Origin of the sequence: Cellulomonas sp. NS3, assembly GCF_024757985.1 — a bacterium.
Lineage (GTDB): Bacteria > Actinomycetota > Actinomycetes > Actinomycetales > Cellulomonadaceae > Cellulomonas_A.
In genome coordinates this window covers 265,906-282,416 of record NZ_CP103289.1, presented here as the reverse complement: position 1 = coordinate 282,416, position 16,511 = coordinate 265,906, and the positions used below count along the sequence as shown (strand labels likewise).

Genomic DNA, 16,511 nt, shown 5'->3' with positions numbered 1-16,511 from the left:
CCCCCGGCCTCACACGTACGACGCGTACGCCGGCAGGTCCAGCACGCCGTTGCCCGACAGCCCGATCACGACGACCTCCGGCTCGGTGACCGACCGCGCGTGCGCGAGCGCGGCGGCGACGGCGTGCGTCGACTCGGGCGCCGGGACGATCCCCTCGGCGCGCGCGAACTCGACGCCGGCGGCGAACGCGGTGTCCTGGTCCACCGCGACGGCCTCCATGAGCCCGAGGTTCACCGCGTGCGAGACCATCGGCGCCATGCCGTGGTAGCGCAGGCCGCCCGCGTGGATCGACGGCGGCACGAAGTCCTTGCCGAGCGTGTGCATCTTGAGCAGCGGCGTCAGACCGGCGACGTCGCCGTGGTCGTAGCGGTACTCGCCCTGCGTCAGCGACGGGCACGCCGCCGGCTCGCACGCGACGACGCGCGTCGTCGTCCCGTCGCGCAGGTTCTGCCCGAGGAGCGGGAACGTCAGCCCCGCGAGGTTCGAGCCGCCGCCCGCACAGCCGAACACGATGTCCGCCTGCCGCTCGCCCGCGTCGGCGAGCTGCACGAGCACCTCCTGGCCGATCACGCTCTGGTGCAGCATCACGTGGTTGAGCACGCTGCCGAGCGAGTAGTGCGCGCCCGGGTCCTTGACCGCGGCCTCGACGGCCTCGCTGATCGCCATGCCCAGGGACCCGGTCGTGTCGGGGTGCTCGGCGAGGATCGCGCGCCCGGCCTCGGTCAGGTCCGACGGCGACGGGTGGCACACGCTGCCGTACGTCTCCATCTGGAACCGCCGGTAAGGCTTCGCGTCGTAGGACGCCCGCACCTGCCACACCTCGCACGTGAGCCCGAGCAGCGCGCACGCCATCGACAGCGACGCACCCCACTGGCCCGCGCCCGTCTCGGTGGTCAGGCGGGTGATCCCCTCGACCGCGTTGTAGTACGCCTGCGCGACGGCGGTGTTCGGCTTGTGCGAGCCGACCGGGCTCACGCCCTCGTACTTGTAGTAGATCCGGGCCTGCGTCCCGATCGCCCGCTCGAGCCGCGCTGCCCGGATCAGGGGCGAGGGGCGCCAGAGCGCGTAGATCTCGCGGACCGTCTGCGGGATCTCGACGTAGCGCTCGGTGGAGACCTCCTGCGCGATGAGCGCCGCCGGGAACAGCGGCGCCAGGTCCGCGGGCCCGAGCGGCTCCCGCGTGCCGGGGTGCAGGTGCGGCGGGACGGGCTCGGGGAGGTCGGCGGCGAGGTTGTACCAGTGCGTCGGGACGGTCGAGGGGATCACCGTCCCCAGCGGGTCGGTGCTGCGGGCCGTCACGGGGGTCTCGTCGGTGAGCGCCATCGCCGTCCGTCTCTGTGCGGGGTCCGCGCGCGGGCCCGGTGAGCCGTCTGTCGCCGCGAGCGTAGCGCCGAGGCGCCGGGCGGTCCGGGCCGCGACGGGCCGGGTGACGCTGCGCCGTCCGGGGGACCCCTCGCCCGGACGGGTGTCCAGGAGTGGCATCCTGCTCGCCATGCCCGCGCGCGTCCGTCACGTCCTGCTCCCCGGCCGGCACCACCTGGTGACCCGGTTCCAGACGGCGTACCTGCACGCGCTGCTCGGCGGGGAGCTCGCGGACTCCGCGGGCGAGCCGGTGGAGTGCGACCTCGACGCGAACGTCGTCTGGGCCGTCACGTCGGCCACCCACAGCGGCACGCGGCGCAACCCGCTCCCGGCCCACCGGCGCGAGGCGATGATCGAGCGGGTCACGGCCGTCGAGGGGCTGCCCTCGGTCGTGGCGCCCGTCGCCGACGTCCCGCCGAGCCCGCGCTTCGCGCGCACCGTCCTCGCGAGCGTCGAGCTGACGACGGGCGTGACGGCCACGCCGCTCGACACGGTCGTCGCGTGCTCGACGCCCGAGGTCGCCGCGATGTACGCCGACCTGGGCTTCCGCGTCGTCCCGGTCGAGGACGCGTGCGACGTCGTGCCGGACCGCCCCTGGGACGTCCTCGAGCTCCTCGCCACGGGTGACGAGCGCTGGCGGGACCTCGCGCACCCCGAGGTCGTGCACTTCTACGACCGGTACCGGCTCGACGCCGCGATCACGCTGATCCACGAGGACCCGACCGTCTCGACCGAGGGCGACCTCACGACGACGCGCGACTACCGCACGTACACCGCGGCGTTCGACGACGCGTCCGACCGCAAGTGGGACCTGGTGGCGCCGTTCGTCGTGCCCGGCCGCGTCGTCGACCTCGGCTGCGCGGCCGGCGGGCTGCTCGAGCGCGCGTCCCGCGACCCCCGGCTCGCCGAGTCCGACCTGTACGGGGTGGACATCTCGCGCCACCTCGTCGCCGAGGCCGAGCACCGGCGCGCGCAGGGCGTCTTCGCGAACCCGAACGTCTTCTTCGCGCAGCGGAACCTGCTGCGCTCCCCGGTGTTCCCGGCGGCGACGGTCAGCACGACCCTGACCGTCGCGCTGACCCACGAGATCTCGAGCTACGGCGCCGGGCGCGACGACCTCGAGCTGCTCGCGAAGCGGATCTACGAGCACACCGCGCCCGGCGGGGTGTGGGTGTGCTCCGACGTGCTGGGCCCGCTCGACGGGGACCGGCTCGTGCACCTCGCGCTCGACGGCACGAGCGCCGGTGCCGAGCCCGTGGACCTGAGCGGGTGGACGCGCGAGGCCGTCGCCGCGCACGTCGCCGCGCTCTCGCCCGCCGAGCGGCTCGTGCAGCTCGCCCAGGACTTCCCGGCGCTGTCCGGCGGCGCGTGCGACGTGCGGTGGGTGGACGGCTCGGTCGCGGAGCTCACGCTGCGGGCCGCGGCGGAGTTCCTGTACACGCGCGACTACGTGGACTCCTGGCTGTCCGAGTGCCACGAGCGGTTCTGCGACATGACGTGGCCCGACTGGGTCGCGCTGCTCGAGGGCGTCGGGTTCGTGGTCGACCCCGCGAGCGGGCCGTGGCGCAACGAGTGGCTCGTCGAGAACCGGCTGTCCGTCGGGGCCGCGCTGCGGGACGCCGCGACCGGCGAGCCCGTCGAGTGGCCGGACACGCACGTGACGTTCGTGGCGCGGCGCCCGCTGTAGACCGCCGCTGCCCGGCGACGGCCGGGTCGACCGCTAGGCCGACGCGCGGTCCACCGCCGCCTCCGCCGCCGCCCGCTCCACCGCCCCGACGAGGTGGTCCAGCACGTCCCCGGGCGTCGCGAGCCACGCGGGCAGCCACACGCGCTCGACCGCCGGCCAGCGCAGCAGGCGCGAGAGCACCTCGGTCGGCAGCCCGTCGCGGTCGCCGACCGTGCGCCGTGCGGCCCAGCCGGGCCCGTCGAGGAGGACCGCGACGAGCGGGCGCCCCGGGGCGGCGGCGTCGGCCAGCGCGAGGTCGACGCGGAAGTCCGAGAGACCCACGTCGGTGCGGACCGCGATCCCCCGCTCGCGCAGCGCCTCCGCGACCTGCTCGCGGTGCCGGTCGACCGCCGAGGAGCGCCGTGCCGGGACGGTCGTCGCGCGCGACCGGCTCGCCGCGAGGTCCAGGTACGCGCGCAGGTGCTTGATGCCGACGCTCTGGGTCTCCTCGGCGCGCAGCTGCTCGGGGTCGAACGACGAGAACACGACGACCTGGCGCCGTGCCCGGGTGACCGCGACGTTGAGCCGGCGCTCGCCGCCGTCGCGGTTGAGCGGCCCGAAGTTGAGCGGGAGGTACCCGCGGTCGTTCACCGAGAACGCGGTCGAGAACAGGATCGTGTCGCGCTCGTCGCCCTGGACGTTCTCGAGGTTCTTGACGAACAGCCCCTCGTCCGAGCCGCCCGCGGAGCCGCTGCGCTCGAGCGCGTCGGCGAGCCGCTCGTCGCCCGAGTCCCGCAGCAGCGCCTCGATGAGCGCGCGCTGCGGGGCGTTGAACGTGACGACCCCGATCGACGGCAGGCCGTCCGGTGCGGCGTCGAAGCGGCGGCGGATCTCGTCGACCACGGCGCGGGCCTCGACCGGGTTGGTGCGCAGCAGCCCCGCGGTGCTCTCCCCCGGCCCGCCCCGTCGAGCGGTGCGGTGGAACGTCCCGTCGACCCGCACGAGGCTCACGCCGTAGCCGCCGGGCCCGGGGTCGGCGGCGCCGGACGTCGGCGCGGGGAACGAGCTGAGCCGGTCCTCGTAGTACTGGTGGTTGCTGAACGCGATGAGCGACTCGTCCTGGCTGCGGTAGTGCCACGACAGCCACCGGCGGGGCACGCGCGCCTGCACGCACTCGGACAGGATGCTCTCCTCGTCCTCGACGGCCAGGGCGCCCGTGAGCACGCCCTCCACGAGCCCGTCCGCGGTCTCCGGGTCCACGCCGCCCTCGGCGCCCTCCTCGTCGCTCCCACCCGTGACCTCGGCGAACGACGTCGGCGGCATCTGCTTGGAGTCCCCGACCACGACGACCGCGCGCGCCCGGCCCATCGCGCCGACGGCGTCGGCCACCCGGATCTGGGACGCCTCGTCGAACACCACGAGGTCGAACAGGCCCGCGCGCGCCGGGAAGAACCGGGCGAGCGAGTCGGGGCTCACGAGCACGCACGGCATGACCTGCGTGAGGAGCTCGCCGTACGTCGCCATGAGCCCGCGCACGCCGAGCCCGCCGCGCTGCCGGGCGAGCTCGCGCACGAGCCCTCCCATGTCGCCCTGCGCCGACGACGCGTCGAACGGACGCGCCGCCGTGACCTCGCGCGGGAGCGCGGTGCGCTGGTGGTCGCGGACGGCCGCGGCGGAGGACAGGAAGCGGCCGATCGCGCGGCCGTGCGCGACGGGGTCGAAGCCGTCGAGGCCCGTCGCGGTGCGGCGCTCGCGGGCCGACGCAATCGCGATCCCCCGGTCGAGGGCCCGCACGGCGTCCGCAGCGTCGACCGCGCCGACGAGCAGCAGCTCCCGCGCCGAGGTGAGGCGGGCGCGGCGCAGGGGCTCGAGCGCCCCGACGAACGCGACCCAGCGCTGCAGCGGGAGCGGGTCGATCCCCGCCGAGCCCGCGACCGCCGCCGGCTCGGCGTCGTCGACGTCCCACCCGTCGCCGAGTCCCGCAGCCGGCGAGACCCCGGCGCCCGCGCCCCCGACGCGCTCCGCCGCCGTCGCCGTCCAGCGCGCGACGAACCCGTCGGGCGTCGTCCACCGGGCGACCTGCCGGGTCGTGGCCTGGACGGTTGCCGCGAGCGCCGTCGTCGTCCGGGAGGCGCGCTCGAGCACGGCGACGTCGGCCGGGAGGAGCGGGAGGCGCGCGACGTCGTCGACGAACGCCCGCAGCGCGCGCACGAACGGGTCCGCCGTGGGGTCCCCGCCGTCGGGGTCGACGGCCTCGCCGGCCCACGTGAGCCACGCGACCTGGCTCTGCACCGTCTCGAGCGCCTCGGGCAGCAGCGGGTTCCAGCCCGCCGGGAGCGTCACGCCGGCGAGCCCCTGCACCCGGAACGCGAGCGTCTGGACCGCGACCTGCACGCGGGCGAGCGACGCGGCGACGTCGAGCACCTGCCCGGCCTTGAGCGTCGTCCCCGGCCGGAGCCCGGGCTGGAGCTGCGCACCGACCGCGAGCAGCCGGCCGCGGCGACCCCACCACCCCGACGACGCGGCGGCCTGCGCCTGGCGGGCGAGGTCGGCGAGCGGCAGGTCGAGCGCCGCGGGGACGGCGAGCGCGAGCCCGTGGTGCTCGGCGGCGGCCGTCGCGGGGAACGCGGCGATCTCCTCGACGAGCCGGGCCGCGGTCGTGCGCCAGCGCTCGGTGCGGGTCTCGTCGAGCGTCTCGACGCGGACCGGCGGGGCGGCGCCGAGGTCGGCGAGCACCTCGAGGTCCTCGTGCGTCCGCGCGGCGGCGAGCACCGTGGCGGTCGTCCCGCTCAGGGCCCGCGCCGGGGCGAGCGCCGCGTCGACGTCGGCGACCGCCCGTCCCACGGCGGTCACGTCGAGGCGCTGCGGGTCGGCGAGCCCGACGAAGCCCCACGGGTGGTCGGGGCGCGGGCGCACCGGGTCGGCGGTGTCGGGCAGCAGCTCGAGCGCGCGCCGCAGCGCGGGGACCTCGGGGGCGCCCGTCGTCACGAGCTCGACGGGCACGGGCAGCACCTCGGTCGTCCCGACGGCCGGCGGCGCCGCCGCGCCCCCGGTACCCGCGGTGCCCGGCACGCGCCGGCGCCCCGCACCCTCGGTCAGCGCGAGCAGGCTCGTGCGCGCCGAGTAGAACGACAGCCCGACGCCGTTGGGCTCGTGCAGCCGCTCGGCGTAGCGGGCGAGGGCCCGGCGGGCCGCGCGGAGCGTCTCCTGCTCGGCGGCCAGCCCCTCCTCGTCGACCTCGACGACGTGCTCGAGCGCGGTGCGGACCTGCGCGCGGACCGCCGAGGGCTTGCTGCCCTTGTCGTGCAGGTCGAGCGAGAACGGCCCCATGCCGACCTCGTCGAGCCGCGCGCGGACCACGTCGAGCGCCGCGCGCTTCTCGGCGACGAACAGCACCCGGCGGCCCTCGGCCACGGCCCGGGTCAGCAGGTTCGTGATGGTCTGGGACTTGCCCGTGCCGGGCGGGCCCTCGAGCACGAACGTGCGGCCGGCGACCGCGTGCGCGACGGCGTCGAGCTGCGAGGCGTCCGCGGGCACCGGGCACGCCGCCGCGAGCTCGTCGAGGTCGACCGCCGCAGGCTCGGGGGCGGGGTCCGCGAACACGGCCGTCGGCGACTCCACGAGGTGCCGGACCAGCGGGTTCTGCGTCAGCACGTCCCAGTGCTCGTCGAGGTCCTTCCAGAGCCGGAACTTCGCGAACTGCAGGATCGCGAGGTCGGCGGTCTCCTCGACGCGGTAGCCGAGGCCCTCGGTCGCGAGCGCCGTGCGCAGGGCGAGCAGCGCGGCGTCGACGTCGATCCCGGCGCCGTCGAGCGCGGGCTCCGCGAGGCCCGGGACGGTGAGCCCGTGCACCTGGCGCAGCTTCTCGAGCAGGCAGTAGTTCGGGGTGCTCGCGCCCGTCTCGTCGAGCTCGAGGCGGTACGCGTGCTCGCGCGAGCGCGTCACCAGCCGGACCGGCGTGAGCACGAGCGGCGACCGCAGCTCGCGGCCGTCGAGCGTCCAGACCAGCGAGCCCGACGCGAGGTAGAGGTTGTTGGCGCCGGTCTCCTCGACGACGGTGCGCGCCTTGTACGCGAGCCCCCGCAGCCGCGTCGCGTACCCGGCGGCGGGCAGGTCGGTGTAGAGCGCCTGGCGCCGGGCGAAGAGCTCGGCACGCTGCTCGGGCGGCAGGTCGCGGCCGCTCGTGGCACCACGCGCACGCTGCACCTCGTCGAGCTGGTCGGCGGGCAGCAGGTGCACCGCGCGGCCGTCGTGCAGCGCGTCCTCGACGGCCCCGAGGCCCCCGGCGGGCACCGCGAGCGCGATCCCCGACCGCGGCGTGAAGTGCACGAGCCGGTTGCGCAGCGACAGGTCGAGCAACGAGTTCTTCCACTGCGCGACGCGCGGCGGCACGGGCGCCCGGCCCAGCGTCCCCGTAGCGGCGGGGCGCACGTCGGCGTCGGCCGCCTCGCGCTGCGGGACGGTCGTGCGGTCCTCCCCCGGCCGGTACTCGGTGATCGTCACGGTGCCGTCCGCAGCGCGGGTGTGCGCGGGCAGCGGCAGGACCCCCGCGCGGCGGGCCCGCCACACGTCGACCACGCCGAGCACGCGCGCGAGGTCACCGGTCAGCCAGCGCGCGTACGCGGCGTCGTGCGCCTGGGCGGCCGTCACCGGACCCGGGCGGGCGGCGCCGGCCGCGTCGCCGCGCGCGGTCACGAGGGTCGTCTCGACGAGCCGGACGAGCCCGAGGTCGACGAGGTTGACCACCGCGGCGACGTCCGGCACCTCGCGCTGCGCGATCGCCGCGAGCGCCGCCTCCTCGCGCCAGTACCCGAGGAACGCGTGCCCCTCGACGAGCCACAGCAGCGGGCGCACCCCGACGTGCTCGAGCGCCGCGGCCATCGTCACGACGGTGTCGAGGCAGGTCCCGACGCGCCCGTCGAGCACCTCCTCGGGCGTGCGGACCTTCTGCCCGACGTCCGACCACGACGCGGGCGGCTCGCTGTACCGGATGCCGCGCGCCGTCATCGCGTCGAGCACCGCGGCGACGGCCGCGTCGACCCGCTCGGGACCCTGCTGGTACCCGGCCGTGGACGCGTCGCCCGTCCGCTCGGCCAGGAGCACGCACGCCTCGTCGACGAGCGTCCGCACCGCCGGGTGGTTCGGCATGACGAACGCCGCGAGCAGCTCCATCGCGAGCACCGGCGGCACCGCGAGCCACTGCCGCGGCGCGAGCAGGTCGACGTGCACGGTCCGCTCCGCGAGCAGGTCCTCCTCGCCGAGCACCTGCACCACGACCTGCGCGGGCCGCTGCTCCTCGATCTGCAGGACCGCCGCGGGGTCGAGGCGCAGGTCGACGTCGGTCAGGACGGTCTGCGCGTCGGTCTCCAGGTCGACGAGCTGCTCCCACGGCGTGCCGACGCGCCCCTCGACGTCCCGCACCTCGACCTGCACGACCGCGCCCCGCACCGCCGGACCCGTGTGGTGCACCGCGATGCGGCTCACGACGGGGAGCCGGTTGTGCGCCATCGGGTAGGAGAGCACGGGCGCGGCGTCGACCTCGACGGTCGTGCCCGCGCGGCGCACCGGGCTCGGCGGGGCGGGCGGCAGGGTGCTCGGGGAGCTCTCGTCAGGCATCGAGTGCGAGGCTAGCCCGGCGGGGCGACAGCGGCGCAGGCCCGCGCCGGTGGGGCGGCGGCCGTACAAGCCCGCGGCGGTGGGTCAGCGCCGCTGGTCTGCGCCCGTCGGTCAGCGCAGCGCCGTGCGGGCGGTGCGCCGGGCCTCGGCGATCAGGTCGGCGCCGCGCCGGTCGAGGAAGTCCTCGAGACGGGCCCGGTCGACGTACCCGATCTCGCGCAGCGCGGTCCCCACGGCGGTCTGGACGAACCGCTCCGGGTCCGCGGCGAGGAGCTCGCACAGCGCGAGCGGGTCGTCGAGGTCGCCGGACCGGATGATCGCGTACGCGGCGACGACCGCGGCTCGGCGGTGCCAGCGGTCCGCCGAGCGGGCGAGGTCGAACAGGACGTCGCGCGGGCGGTCGAGCAGGTAGAGCCCGACGACGCGGGGAGCGGAGCGGTCGATGTAGTCCCACGTGTCGATCCGGTCGAGGCGCCGCACCCACAGCTCGTAGAGCGCGCGGCGCTCGTCGTCGGTGATCCGCGGGTGGCGCGCCCGGAAGTCGAGCACGCTGACCGCGACCATGCGCTCCTCGTACGCGTCGCTTTCGAGGAGCCGGTCGACGTCGCTCAGCTCCATCGCGGCGTGCGCCTGCGCGATCGCGAAGACGGTCCGCATCCGCACGCCGACCACCGTGGTCCGGTCGTCCGTCAGGCGCTTCGCGATCTTCGCCCGCTCGTCCTCGTCGGCGGCCTCGGCGAGCGCCGCCCGCACCGACTCCACGGTGGGTCCTGCCATCGCGCACCTCCCGGTCGTCCCTCGACGAGGACGGTACCGAGCGACTCCGGGCATGAAGAAGACCCGTTGCGCAGGGGGCAGGCAACGGGCCTTCTGGTTGAAACATTAACCTACTACCGGGCGTCGCGGGCACTTTTCGCCGGGTGATCCGGGACCGGTCCCCACGCCACGGCGCTGACGTCTGCCTTTGCCCGCCGACGCGTCGCGCCCCTACGGTCGTGCCAGCCGCGGGGGGCCTGCGGCACATGCCACGACGACGAGGTACGAGCATGCACAGCAGACGCACCATCACCACCCTGACCCTGTCCGCCGCGCTGGCGCTCGGCGGGCTCGCCGCCGCGACACCGGCGCAGGCGTACGACTACCTGCACGACGGGGTCCGCATCCGCACCGAGCCCTACACGTACGCGGGCGTGGTCGGCGCCGGGTACCCCGGGCAGGGAGCCGAACGCCTCGGCCTCGCCCGGGGCAGCACCTACTCCTACAGCAACCAGTGGGGCACCGGGACGTCGTCGCTCTGGGCGCGGAACCGGAACCTCGTCACCGGCGCGGTCGGGTGGAGCGGGTCGTTCCTGATCTCGTGAGGGGCGCGACGGCGGTGCCCGGGTGCGCCCGGCGCCGTGCGGTCCCCGCCCTGGTCGCCGCGGTGCTCGCTGCGGTGCTGGTGGCCGGGTCGGCCGGGTGCGGCCCGGGCCGGGTCGAGCCCCGCGCCGGTAGCCCCACGTCGCTCCCCGGCACCCCGGCGCCGGACGGCCCGGAGCCGGCGGCGTCGGGTCCGGACGCGGACCCGTCGGGGAACCTGCGCCTGCTCGCGGAGCACGGGCCGCCCCCGCTCGACGCGTGGGGGTGGAGCTCCGCGGAGGCCGGCACCGTCGCGCGCGCCGTCGAGGAGCTGACGGCGCGGTGCATGGCGGAGCACGGCTTCACGGTCGAGCGCGACGCGGGCGGCGGTGACGACGCGGCGGGCGACGGCGGGACGGGTGGCGACGGCGACGCGGGCGGAGCCGACGGCGTCCTCGGCGAGCCCGTGACCCACTGGGGCGGGTTCCTCGGGCTCGTCGGCCTCGACCGGGCGCGAGCGACGGGCTACCAGGTGCTCGACGTCGACGCCCGGCTCGCCGAGCGCGCGCGCCTCGAGCGCGAGGCGGCCCGCACGCCCGACCCCGCCTACGTCGCGGCGCTGACAGGCGAGGGCGCACCCGACGCCGACGCGCCGGACGGCGGCTGCAGCGGGTGGGCGTTCGGCCGGGTCACGCCGGCGGACCCGGCCGTCGACCGGCGCATCCAGGAGCGGCTCTACGGCGAGGCGCTCCAGCGCGCGGAAGGGAACCCCGCGGTCGTGCGCGCGCTCGACGGGTGGGTCGCGTGCATGGCGCGCCGGGGGTACGACCTCGACGCGGTCCCCGTGCCGGCCAGCACCGACCCGGTGACCCCCGAGCTCGTCGAGCAGGCGGTCGCCGACGTCGGGTGCAAGGACGAGACCGACCTCGTGGACACCTACGTCACCGTCCTCTACAGGGCCGAGCGCGCGCTCGCCGCGGAGCACCGGGCCGTGCTCGACGCGTTCGCCGCGTGGGGCCGCGAGCGCGTCCGGCTCGCGGCGGAGGCGCTCGCCGGCTGACGCCGGTGCCCGGGCGCCGTGGGCGCGCCGGTGAGCGGGGTCAGCCGACGAGCCAGAACGCCCCGAGGGCGAGAGCGCCGAGCGTCACCACCAGGAAGATCCCGACCCACAGGATCCCGGGCGTCCGCGTGAGGTTCCCGAGGATGTCCGCGTCGGACTGCCCGCGCCCCCGGGCCCGGCGGCGCGAGTGCTGCAGCTCGAGCACCGCGCGCGGCGCACCGAGCAGCAGGAACCACGTGACCGTGTAGGCGAACGTCACCTGCCACTCCAGCGGCGCCCACCACGTCACGCCGACGAGCACGACACCGCTGACGAGCACCGTCCACAGCCCGTACCAGTTGCGGATCTGCAGGAGCAGGAGCGCGAGGGCGAGCACGAGCAGCCAGAGCAGCCCGACGGCGTACCCCCGCCCGAGCAGCCACGCTGCGCCGAGCCCGAGGACCGCCGGCCCGACGTACCCCGCGAACGCCGTCGCGACCATGCCCGGCCCGCGCGGCCGCCCCACCGACACCGTCAGCCCCGACGTGTCCGAGTGCAGCCGGATCCCCGCGAGCCGCCGGCCCGTGAGGACCGCCACCGTCGCGTGCGCGCCCTCGTGCACGATCGTCAGCGCGTGCCGCGTCAGGTGCCACAGCCTCGGCAGGGCGAGGCACAGCAGCGCCACCCCCGCCGTGACGACGACGACGGCCGGGACGGCCGGGGCCTGCGTGCTGGTCGCGCGCTGCCAGATCTCGCTGATCAGGTCCACGGATCACCTCCGGTGCGCAGCCAACCAGATCCGAAGGGGTGGTGTTGACACGACACCGGCCGAGCCGCGCCGCCGGTCAGCCCGCGGACGTCCCGTGCCCGTGCGGCGTCGCGGGCTGCGCGGCGCCGGCGACCTGCGCGGCGACGTCGTCGGTCGTCATCAGGTGCGCGCCGATGCCCGCGATCTCCGCGAGCCCCTGCTCGGACGTGCGCGAGATCGCGTCCCGCACGACGACGACCCGGTAGTCGCGCTCGCTCGCCTCGATGACGCTCGCGCGCGGGCAGTTCGGCAGGTTGCACCCCGCGACCACCACCGTGTCGACGCCCCAGCGTCCGAGCAGGTCGTGGAGCGGGGTCTCGTAGAACGCGCCCCACCGCGGCTTGTAGACCACCAGCTCGCGGTCGGCCAGCTCCTGGGGAGCGCCGGCCAGCAGGCGCTCGTGGTCGAGCGGCGCCGCGTGCGGCGTCAGCCCCGGGGCCAGGCCGCTCCCGGGACTGCCCGGCAGCACGACGGACGCGCCGGACGCCAGGAGCGAGCGCCGGGGCCGGTCGGCGTTGCTCCCGTCCGGCAGGTACAGCCGCACGACGTGGACGACGGGCCGGCCCGCAGCACGGAACGCCTCGACGAGGCGCGCCACGGCCGGGACGACCTCCGTGGTGCCGGGGACGCCGTAGGGGCGGTCGCTGAGGAAGTCCTGCTGCAGGTCGATGGTCACGAGCGCGGACGTCGCGAACCGCGGGGCCGTCTCGGGGTCGACCTCCCGGGCCGCGTGAACCGTCACCCCCGGCGGCGTCGCGTCGTCCGGGGACAGCGGTGCGCGCAGCCGGTGCATGTCGCCTCTCCGTCTCGTCGTGCTGGACGTGGGGTGCCGCCGGGGACGGCGGCCGGGCCGTCAGGGAGCGGTCAGCGCGACGTCCTGCCCGACGGCCACGATGCGGGCCCCCTCGGGCACCACCTGGACCTCGCTCAGCGCGACGCCCTCCGGCAGCCCGTCGAGCGGCACGGGGATGCCGCTGAGCCGGTCCTCGAGGCGTCCCGGCAGGTCGGCGACGTCGACCGAGACGCCCCCGATGCTCACGGTCGTCACCCCGACCTGCAGCGCGCCCTCGACGACCGACGGGGCGAGACGGGCGGACAGCTCGAGGCCGAGCACCGAGCCGGACGCGACGAGCTCCGCGCCGTCGGTCGCGAGGTCCGCGTCGACCTCGCTGTGGTCGCGCACGAGCTGCTCGAGCGACGCGGTCGGCACCGTCCCCGTGAACCGGACCCGCGCCGCGGTGTACGGCTCCGACGTGGTCACGCCCGTGGCGGTCGCCTCGACGTCGACCAGGTCGGTGCCCTCGAGCACCACGCCGTCCGCGTGCGCGACGACCTCGTCGACCGACCCTGCGAGGAGCTGCGTGAGGAACGGGAAGCCGCCGAGCTCGACCGTCGGCGTGCCCGTGACGTCCAGCCGGCCGGCGAGCTGGTCGACCGCCGCGCGCTCGACCTCGGCCTCCGCGTAGCGGTCCACGACGAGCAGCCCGCCGACGAGCACCCCGATCCCGACGATCCCGACGACCACTCCGCGTGCACCCATCGGGCCAGCGTAGGGACCGGCGGGCACCCCGGGCGGTCGTCGGTCCCCTGGTCACCCGTGCGTGGCGACCAGGTCCGCGCCCCCCGTGCGTCACCGGCGCGCGGACCGGCGGGTCCACACCTGCGCCCGGGCGCCTCGACGGGCACCCGCCGCCGCCCTGGCTACCGGCCCGCGGCGTCCGCGAGGACCTCGCCGATCACGTACCGCGCGTTCGCCGCGAGCGGCTTGTTCGTCCCGACGTAGTACGGCAGCTGCAGGCACGCCTGCGACAGGGACCACGCCCGGCTGCGCAGCCACGTGGCCTCGTCGACGTCGAGCGCCTCCCGGAGCACCGGGCGCAGCGCCCGCGGGAGCAGGTTCCAGGCCACCTGGAGGTCGACCGCCCGGTCGCCGCGGCTCACCCCCGCGAAGTCGATGAGCCCGGTCAGGCGCCCGCCGCGCACGAGCAGGTTGCCCGGGGCGATGTCGCTGTGGATCCACACCCCGGGCGGCTCGCACGTCGGGAGGTCGAACGCCGCGTCCCACACCGCGGTGACCGCGTCCGTGTCGATGCCCGGCATGCCCCGCATCGCCGCGATCGACTCCCGCGTCACGGCGTCGCGCGCGTCTAAGGTCAGGCCGCGGTGGTTCGGGGGCCCGCCGGGCACGTCGAGCGCGTGCAGCACCGCGAGGCACCCCGCGAGGTCGTGCACGAGCTGCTCGGTCACGTCCGCGGGGCCGGGCGGCGCGCCCTCGAGCCACGTGTACACCGACCAGGGCCACGGGTAGCCGTGGTCCGGCGCACCGAGCGCGAGCGGCACCGGCGTCTCCACGGGGAGCGCCGGGCCGATCACGGGGAGCCAGCGCTGCTCGTGCGCGACCCCGTCCGCCGCCCACGGGATGCGCGGCAGGCGCACGGCCAGGTCGTCGCCGAGCCGGAACATCGCGTTGTCCGTGCCGGCGGACGACGCGTGGACCACGGGGAGGTCCGCCCACCGCGGGTGCTGCTCCGCGACGAGCCGGCGCACCAGCGCGGCGTCGACGACGACCTCGTCCACGTGCATCCGGCCTGCCGCCACGCGCGCCTCCGTCCCGACGGGCCGACCGGTCTCCTGGAGGGAGCACCGGCCCGGCGTCGCTCCCCCGGGTGCCAGCCTCACCCGACCGCGGGCTCCCGCGCCGCTCCTTTTCGCGGGCGCTCCGGCGGGACTGCTCCTGCCCCGGCGTGCTCCGTCAGGGCTGCTCCTGCCCCGGCGTGCTCCGTCAGGGCTGCTCCTGCCCGCCGTGCTCCGTCGGGACTGCTCCCGCCCCGGCATGCTCCGTCGAGCGACTTCTGCCGGCACGGCTCCGCCGGGGCACCCTCCGTCCGCGCCGGCTGCCTCGGACCGTGCTCCTGCCCGAGCGGGCTCCCTCACGACGCCTCCGCAGCCCGGACGCACCGGTGCCCGGGTGCGGCGGCGAGGAGCCGAGCACCCGGGCACCGGGATCACGCGACGACGGGACCGTCGTCGTCAGCGGGGACCGGACCGGCCCCGCCGGCGGAGGCTCAGGAGCGCACGCCGTCCGACGAGCGGACCGTGCCGCCGACCCCGCCCGCCTGGCCACCGACCAGCGCCCCGACGTCGAGCCCGGTGAGGGACTTGATGACGTCCTGGCCCTCGCTCAGCACCTGCGCGACCGTCTTGGTGAGCGACGACGCGCCGTCGGTCGAGACGACGGTGAGGTTGTCGATGCCCGAGATCGGCTCCGCGGCGGCGCGGACGATCTCCGGCATGAGCGCGATGACCTGCTGCGCGAGGACGGCCGCACCCTGCTCGCGGAGCGCCTCGGCCTGCGCCTTGGTGGCCTCGGCGGCGGCCAGGCCCTCGGCGCGGGCCGCCTCGGCGCGCGCGAGACCGAGCGCCTCGATGGCCTTGGCCTGTGCGAGCTGGCGGTCGCGGTCGGCGTTGCCGGCGCGGATCGTCGCCTCGGCGGCGGCCTCGGCGTCCTGCACGGCGGCGATCTTGTTCGCCTCGGCGATGCGCATGCGCTTGAACGCGTCGGCCTCGGTCGCGGCGTTCGTGGCGTCGCGGTTGGCGTTGGCCTGCTGGACCGCGGCGTACGCGGCGGCCTCGGCCGGCTTGCGGACGTCGATGTCGAGCTGCTCCTCGGTCACGCGGGCCTGCTCGGAGAGCGCCTCACGCTGCAGCGCGGCGACCAGGCGGTCCTGCTCGGCGCGCGCGAGCTGCCCGGCGGCGTCGGCCTCGGCGTTGGCGCGGTCCGTCTCGGCCTTGATGCCGGCCTGCTTGAGCGACAGGTCGCGCTGGCGGGCGGCGATCTGCTCCATCGCCTGGATCTTGGCGAACTCGGAGACCTGCTGGGCCTCGGCCTCCTTGACCTCGGCGACCTGACGGGCGCGGGCGGCCTCGGCGCGGCCGAGGTTCGCGAGGTAGTCCGACCCGGGCGTCGAGATGTCGGAGATGTTGAGCAGGTCGACCTGGAGCCCCTGCTCCGCGAGGTCCGTCTTGGTCGACGCGACGACCGCGTCCTGGAGCGACTTCCGGTCGGAGATGATCTGCTCGATCGTCATGTCGCCGATGATCGCGCGCAGCGAGCCCTCGAGGGACTCCTTGATGACGTCGTTCAGCGTCGCCTGCTGGGACAGGAAGCGCTGGGCCGCACGCCGCACGCCCTCCTCGTCACCGCGGACCTTGAAGTTGATCGACGCCTTGATCGCGAGCTTGATGCGGTTCTTGTCGACGCCCTCGACGGTGATGCCGATCTGCCGCTGCTCCAGCGAGATCGGGAAGCCCTGCTGGAGCACGGGCCAGATGAACACGCGCCCGCCGACGACGACGCGCTGACCCGAGTCGGTCGCGACGGCGTTCTTGCCGGCGCCGCGACCGACGATGATGAGCGCCTCGTTCGGCGGCACGCGGCGGATGCGCTTGGTGATGAGGGCGATCAGGGCGACGAACGCGATGATCAGGGCGGCGACCGCAGCGACTACGGCACCCCCGTCGAGAAGCTGGTCCATGGTGGTCCCCGGTCCCCCGGGGCTCCTTTCGTCGGCGTGCTCGGTCTGCGGTGCGTGGGTGCTGCGGGAGAGACGTGGTCCGGGCCTGGGGCGCTGCGGGTGGTGCGGGTGCCCGGACCGGGGGTCCGGACGGAGGTGGCGCGCGGT

At 76.1% G+C, this 16,511-nt stretch carries 11 protein-coding genes; 3 read left to right on the top strand and 8 right to left on the bottom strand.

Annotation, left to right across the window (positions count from 1 at the left end):
- Positions 1-9: 9 nt before the first annotated feature.
- On the bottom strand, positions 10-1,323 hold the full coding sequence (locus NXY84_RS01325; protein ID WP_258725392.1) for a TrpB-like pyridoxal phosphate-dependent enzyme: 1,314 nt from the start codon (positions 1,321-1,323) through the stop codon (positions 10-12).
- Between the two features lie 169 nt (positions 1,324-1,492).
- Between NXY84_RS01325 and NXY84_RS01320 the strand changes: the two genes are divergently transcribed.
- Positions 1,493-3,049, top strand: a complete 1,557-nt coding sequence (locus tag NXY84_RS01320) for a class I SAM-dependent methyltransferase (protein ID WP_258725391.1) — start codon at positions 1,493-1,495, stop codon at positions 3,047-3,049.
- A 33-nt stretch (positions 3,050-3,082) separates the two neighbouring features.
- Here NXY84_RS01320 and NXY84_RS01315 read toward each other — a convergent pair whose 3' ends face one another.
- Together NXY84_RS01315 and NXY84_RS01310 are read right to left on the bottom strand one after the other, a co-directional pair.
- Entirely contained in the window at positions 3,083-8,644 is a 5,562-nt protein-coding gene (locus NXY84_RS01315; RefSeq protein ID WP_258725390.1) for a DUF4011 domain-containing protein, read from the bottom strand.
- A 111-nt stretch (positions 8,645-8,755) separates the two neighbouring features.
- A complete protein-coding gene (locus NXY84_RS01310) occupies positions 8,756-9,421 on the bottom strand; it encodes a DNA alkylation repair protein (RefSeq protein WP_258725389.1) in 666 nt (221 codons plus the stop codon).
- Positions 9,422-9,690: 269 nt separating this feature from the next.
- Here NXY84_RS01310 and NXY84_RS01305 point away from each other — a divergent pair, with 269 nt between their 5' ends.
- Together NXY84_RS01305 and NXY84_RS01300 are read left to right on the top strand one after the other, a co-directional pair.
- Positions 9,691-10,005, top strand: coding sequence for a hypothetical protein (locus NXY84_RS01305; protein ID WP_258725388.1), 315 nt, complete (start codon positions 9,691-9,693; stop codon positions 10,003-10,005).
- Positions 10,002-11,042, top strand: coding sequence for a hypothetical protein (locus NXY84_RS01300; protein ID WP_258725387.1), 1,041 nt, complete (start codon positions 10,002-10,004; stop codon positions 11,040-11,042). The genes NXY84_RS01305 and NXY84_RS01300 overlap by 4 nt, the downstream gene beginning before the upstream one ends.
- A gap of 40 nt (positions 11,043-11,082) precedes the next feature.
- Here the strand turns inward: NXY84_RS01300 and NXY84_RS01295 are convergent, their stop codons facing one another.
- The 5 genes from NXY84_RS01295 to NXY84_RS01275 all read right to left on the bottom strand — a co-directional run bounded on the left by NXY84_RS01295 (position 11,083) and on the right by NXY84_RS01275 (position 16,364).
- Entirely contained in the window at positions 11,083-11,790 is a 708-nt protein-coding gene (locus tag NXY84_RS01295) for a M50 family metallopeptidase (RefSeq protein WP_258725386.1), read from the bottom strand.
- Between the two features lie 76 nt (positions 11,791-11,866).
- Positions 11,867-12,622, bottom strand: a complete 756-nt coding sequence (locus NXY84_RS01290; protein ID WP_258725385.1) for a cysteine hydrolase family protein — start codon at positions 12,620-12,622, stop codon at positions 11,867-11,869.
- Between the two features lie 60 nt (positions 12,623-12,682).
- Entirely contained in the window at positions 12,683-13,369 is a 687-nt protein-coding gene (locus NXY84_RS01285; RefSeq protein ID WP_258725384.1) for an LmeA family phospholipid-binding protein, read from the bottom strand.
- A gap of 161 nt (positions 13,370-13,530) precedes the next feature.
- The gene (locus NXY84_RS01280; protein WP_258725383.1) at positions 13,531-14,427 is read right to left on the bottom strand and encodes an aminoglycoside phosphotransferase family protein; all 897 of its coding nucleotides are present in this window, start codon (positions 14,425-14,427) and stop codon (positions 13,531-13,533) included.
- A gap of 467 nt (positions 14,428-14,894) precedes the next feature.
- Positions 14,895-16,364 (bottom strand): SPFH domain-containing protein, encoded by a 1,470-nt coding sequence (locus tag NXY84_RS01275; RefSeq protein WP_258725382.1) that lies wholly within the window; start codon positions 16,362-16,364, stop codon positions 14,895-14,897.
- Positions 16,365-16,511: the final 147 nt, after the last annotated feature.